The 5,321-nt window shown below is 46.9% G+C and carries 5 protein-coding genes; 1 reads left to right on the top strand and 4 read right to left on the bottom strand.

Going from position 1 to position 5,321, the window contains the following annotated elements; all coding sequences use genetic code 11:
* Positions 1-106: 106 nt before the first annotated feature.
* The 4 genes from ribF to ABGY95_RS10475 all read right to left on the bottom strand — a co-directional run bounded on the left by ribF (position 107) and on the right by ABGY95_RS10475 (position 3,345).
* Positions 107-1,060: a riboflavin biosynthesis protein RibF gene (ribF, locus tag ABGY95_RS10490; RefSeq protein ID WP_347441634.1), complete on the bottom strand. Its 954-nt coding sequence runs from the start codon at positions 1,058-1,060 to the stop codon at positions 107-109.
* A complete protein-coding gene (gene truB / locus ABGY95_RS10485; protein WP_347441633.1) occupies positions 1,032-1,757 on the bottom strand; it encodes a tRNA pseudouridine(55) synthase TruB in 726 nt (241 codons plus the stop codon). The genes ribF and truB overlap by 29 nt, the downstream gene beginning before the upstream one ends.
* Positions 1,758-1,764: 7 nt before the next feature.
* Complete coding sequence (locus ABGY95_RS10480; RefSeq protein WP_347441632.1) at positions 1,765-2,751, bottom strand: bifunctional oligoribonuclease/PAP phosphatase NrnA; 987 nt, start codon at positions 2,749-2,751, stop codon at positions 1,765-1,767.
* A 414-nt stretch (positions 2,752-3,165) separates the two neighbouring features.
* Positions 3,166-3,345, bottom strand: a complete 180-nt coding sequence (locus tag ABGY95_RS10475) for a hypothetical protein (RefSeq protein WP_347441631.1) — start codon at positions 3,343-3,345, stop codon at positions 3,166-3,168.
* Positions 3,346-3,459: 114 nt separating this feature from the next.
* On the opposite strand from ABGY95_RS10475, the gene ABGY95_RS10470 reads away from it, so the two are divergent.
* Positions 3,460-4,647: a hypothetical protein gene (locus tag ABGY95_RS10470; protein WP_347441630.1), complete on the top strand. Its 1,188-nt coding sequence runs from the start codon at positions 3,460-3,462 to the stop codon at positions 4,645-4,647.
* The last annotated feature ends 674 nt before the right edge of the window (positions 4,648-5,321 follow it).

Raw genomic sequence — 5,321 nt, 5'->3', positions numbered from 1 at the left:
TGGAGTCGCATAGCCCTAATGAATAATTAATAATTCCATTGCTCTGACCTCTGACCTCTGACCTCTGACCTCTGACCTCTGACCTCTGACCTCTAACTAGGATGAGCTATTCTTGGACTGAGACGGCGTCGGCTTGGATCTGGGCTTTTAGGGCTTGGATGGAGTCGAACTTTTTCTCGGGTCGGATGAATTTAAGGAATTTTGCCTCTATGACTTTATCATAGAGATCGCCATTGAAGTCGAAGACATGAACCTCTAACAGCCGCCGAGCATTCTCATTCTCGACAGTGGGGCGTCGGCCCAGGTTACCGATAGCGCGGTAGTGTGCGCCATCAATGGCGGCTTCTAGCTGCCAGACTCCATCCGGCGGAAGTTGCTCGTTATGGGCAACAACATTAGCGGTTGGGAATCCTAGTTGGCGTGCTAGTTGCTTACCCTTTTCTACTGTTCCGACCACAGTGTAATCGCGCCCTAACATTTCTTTGACTGCGGGCAGGTTACCATCGCGTATAGCTTGGCGAATGCGTGTACTACTCACCCGCTCACCTTGTACCATGACTGGTGGAGCTGCCTTTACGACAAATCCTAACACCTCCCCCCACTCGCGCAGGCGCTGAACATTGCCACCACGTGCTTTACCAAAAATCCAATCTTCACCGACAGCGATATGCCGAAGTTTTCCTGAGTTTTGAGCTAAATCTTCAATGAAATCCCTCGCCTCTTGTCTTGAGAAATCGAGGGTGAATTCCTGGACACAAAGGAAATCGACTCCGAGCTCAGCTAACAAGTCTGCCTTGTGCTTGATCGAGGCCAAAATGCGGCGAGGTGCGCGTTCAGGAGCTAGAACCCTAATTGGATGTGGTTCGAAAGTCACGACTCCGGCAAGTCCGCCTTCGTGCTTAGCAGCTTCGACCGCATGGCGGATGACTTCTTGGTGTCCCACATGGACACCATCGAAGACTCCTAGTGCTAGGTGCACGGGCTTGCCTAAGTGGCCAAGTTCGCTGATATGATGGAACACCCGCATACGATTATTCGGATAGCATTTCTGCGATTTCATCAAGCTTGATCATCTTTTCTATAATCTGCTCGCGTGTGGCGACTTTAAGGTCTTTAGTTTTAATTGCTCGGCTGAGGTCAAATTTACCTGAGCGAGTGCGTCTAAGAGCAATGAGGTGAGCGCCACAGCCAAGGTCTTGGCCGATGTCATGAGCGTAGGTGCGGACGTAGAAACCTTTGCTGCAGTTGACTGTGAAGTCGAGTTCGGGGAGTTCTACGCGGTGGAGTTTGTAGTCCATGACGGTGACTGCACGTGGCTTGCGCTCTACACTGATGCCTTTGCGTGCAAGTTTGTAGAGTGGTACGCCATTTTTCTTGATGGCTGAAACCATGGGTGGGATTTGTTCGAAATCACCTGTGAATTTTTTGAAGGCTGCATCGATGACTTCATCAGAAAACTCTGGAACTTCTTTTTCTTCGACAATGTCACTTTCTTTATCTTGCGAGCCAGTGGTGATACCTAGCTTGAGTGAGCCATCGTAGATTTTATCTTCGCACATTAGTTTATCCTGGAGCTTCGTAGCCTTACCGATGACTAACATCATGACTCCAGTGGCCATGGGGTCGAGGGTGCCACAGTGGCCAATTTTCTTAAATTTGAGTTGGCGGCGGGTGATGGCCACCAAGTCGTGTGAGGTCATGTTAGGGTCCTTATCGACCACCAAAACGCCACTAGGAATTTCTTCAATATCGGACATTTGTTAATTATTTGGCGTTAGCGTCGAGGCGTTTACGGAGCTCTGCGGAGACTGCATCGCGGACACTTTCGATAGTGCCATCGGTGCGGATACCTGCAGCCATTGCGTGGCCGCCGCCGCCGAATATCTTGGCCACATCGCAGACGTTGATTGCCTTATTTTTAGAACGCATGCTGACACGGATCATGCCGTCTGGTAGTTCTTCGTAGAAGACAGCGACTTCAACGCCTTGGATGGCACGAATCATGTCGATGAGTCCTTCGCTATCCTCTGGCTTGAGCCCCAGAGTTATTTGTGTGCTGTAAATGAGCTGCCAGTCAGCCATGCGACCGTCTTCGGATAGCTGAAGAGTATTAAGCAAGCGGCGTGTGAGTTCGACGCGACGGTACGGGTGGCTGTCGTACGTTTGAGAGTTGATCTGGCCAACTTTTAGGCCCCGGCGCATGAGGTCTGCAGCCATTTCGTAGGTCTCGGCAGTGGTGCTACCGTACTGGAATGAGCCGGTGTCGGTGGAGACTGCCACGTAGATGGCGTCGCGAGTGACATCCGAGAGTGGGAAGTCCTCAGACTTGATAAAGTCATAGATGATTTTTCCGGCTGCAGGTGATTCTCCATCGATGTAGTTGAGATCGCCATAGGCTGGGTTAGAGATGTGGTGGTCAATGTTGATCCAGAGTTTTGCTTTGGATGCGGCTATTAGTGCGTTGTCGCCGAGACGTGGTTTAGTGGCACAGTCGACTGCGATAGCGACCTCTACGTCGAGGACTTCACCTTTAGGCTGAATGAGCTTTTCCGAGTGCGGAAGGAAGGCGAGGTTATCTGGCAGACCGTCTTCGTTTACGTAGTAGACGGTCTTGCCTAGTTCCTCGAGCGCGTGTCCTAGGGCGAGCTGCGATCCGATGGCGTCACCATCTGGGCGCACGTGGCTCATGATGATGAAGGACTTGTGCTGGCGTAGAGCTTGGGCAATTTCAGGAAATGTGGAGTTACTCATATTGGTAAAAAATCTTATGGCGATTGTCTCCAGAGTCTTAGTTCAAGCAAGAGAAAGCATAAAGAATGTGAATATTGGAGCGCTTCGCTCCTGTTAAGAATTTAGAATTACTGTTACTGAGGGTGCTGGTTCATCAAGTCGCTGAATTATTTTGGCGCTAATGTTTCTTGGATACTGATTCAGTCATTCTTCTACAGGCTTGCAAGAACTAATATACAGGAATGTTCAACTAGGTCCTGGAACACTTCTGCAGCGACTTTACCGATAATCTCTATGGTTATCCAGTGGCGTAATTTCATATACCTACCTGGCTGAATAGCATTGTATTGGTCAGACAGATCGAGCGCTCTATCTGGGTCACATTTAAAATGTGAAATCAAAAAAATACTCTAAGGGTAAGTAACTTCAAACATTTTACCGACCACTTTGTATCACTAATGCCTCCGTCCTAAAATAGGTCTTTTCCTTCGCTTCGGGCAGGGCCATGCCAAACTCTATCATTCCAAGCAGATCCATAGCAGCTATATTAGAATAGCCATGCGCCATTACTAGATCACACTCGCCAGAATTACCAATCTCACCAGAGTGGTTCATTTTTTTCTACTTGAGATAACCTCGTACTTAGGACTATAGCTGCACTCATCTTTACATCTCATAGATCATTCGCGTTCCAAACAATGAGAAGACCCAATATTATTTATCTACTTAATGAAAACCAAATACACCCAATTATTACCAGCACTCACTCTCGCCGCACTGACTCCTGTAGTGGCTCAGTCCACGGACGTTGATACATCCGCATCAAACTACAAAGAAGGCAAGTTTTCTGACTACCTCGAAATCGCTGAAACCGCTATTGAGGCAAATGCAGACGACCTGCCTGAAAAATTCACCAGCCGTGATTTGTTTAGTGTTCTAGGATTTGAGAACATCGCAAGTTATGCTCAATCATCAACTCCAGATGGCAGTGAGTGGATTAATAAAATTCGCCTCAATAATGGTGGAAAAAATGAAGGGGCTCTCAAGCTATTATTCGATACACAACATAAAGGTCTTTCAGTTCCAACAATGGCTCCAGCAGGTACAGATCTAGCACTCCAGTTAAGTCTTAACCTTTCAGGAATTGAGCCATTGATAGCTGAAATCATGAATACAGTAGCTTCAGATGAAGATATAGCAGAGTTCAAAGCTGAGATGGCTAAGCCTGTACCAATGATGGAGATGACCAATTCTGAGCTACTGCAAAAGCTGGACTTACGCTTCAATCTGGTGATCGATCTAGATTCTAACGAGAAGATTCCAACTCCTATTGGAGCTTATGATAAGCCCCACGTTGTTGGGCGCATCGACGGTGCAGCTTGGGCTTGGGCGAAAGCTGGAGGACAACTCATCGGTTTGACTGGTCTACCATTCAATAAAGCGGAGGCGAACGGAGTAACCACCTATAGTCTTCCTGCTGAAATGGCAGCGAACTTCATGGGGTACTCCCCAGTCATTTCAGTGGACTCAAACAAAGATCAGATCTGGGTTGCATCTTCGCCTGAGTTTCTAACAAAGAGCAGTGACGGTAAAGACACTCTCGCAGAAACTACTGCATTTAAGTCTACTATGGCTGGGCTCCCGAAAGAAGGTGTATCCATGACATACATGTCTAAGGATTTCGCTACATTTCTCACTCAAACTATTGGAACATTCAAGGAAGGTGGAATGCTCGAAAATGCAGGCGAGGATGCAAACGCACAAATTGATAATGCCCTTGAGCAACTCGCTAAGATCCAGAATGGAGCTGCGCAAGTAATCTCCGCTGACACGGAAGGTATCCTTCTCTCTGAGCGTAATGTTCAGAATATTGAACAGCAAATGGCTGAAGCACTAAAGCTTCTCGAGACTAAATAACTCGTTATAAAAACCATTTTCTAAAAATCTATAACGCCTAGCAGATCATTTCTGCTAGGCGTTTTTTATTATTCGAAACAGCAAAATTAACTCTATAAGCTATAACTTGACATACGTTTTCAGCGATGCGGGAAGGTAGTCCCAGACTCATTAACCATAAGCTGGTTGATCTCTGGCGAACTGATGTTAGATTAGTTCACATTGAGTAACTTCACACCAAGTCTGTGCTGCAAAGAATAGGTGATGGTGTTGTGGTTATCATCTAGACGCTCAGCTCCATGGTTATTACCCCGTTAGCTGTAGCGGTGGGGATAAACATAGCGTGAGTCTAATTTCTCAGTCACTCCGAAGTCGGTAAATTTATCACCATTTATTTCGCCGTGATAGAGCTCATCTGAGTCGGCTAGCCATGTGCTACTGACTGAGTTCAATGGGATGAAACGAGGGATTTCCTCGCTGTTTGTTAGAGCTCTAAAAACTCGATCTATAGTAGTATCGTTTTACAATTTTTTCACACCAGTGAAGTGTACGCCTAAACGTTGCCAGTGATTTGCAGTTTATATTATGAATGGGGCGGAAAATTAGGCAGCATAGGATATTTTTGATGAGTTGAAGTATTTCTGAATCCTCGTCTGCCTCTTAGCCAAACTCCTGACTTGAGTTTTAACCTGCTC

This window comes from Rubritalea sp., assembly GCF_039830215.1.
Lineage (GTDB): Bacteria > Verrucomicrobiota > Verrucomicrobiia > Verrucomicrobiales > Akkermansiaceae > Rubritalea.
This window is presented reverse-complemented; position numbering and strand designations above follow the sequence as displayed.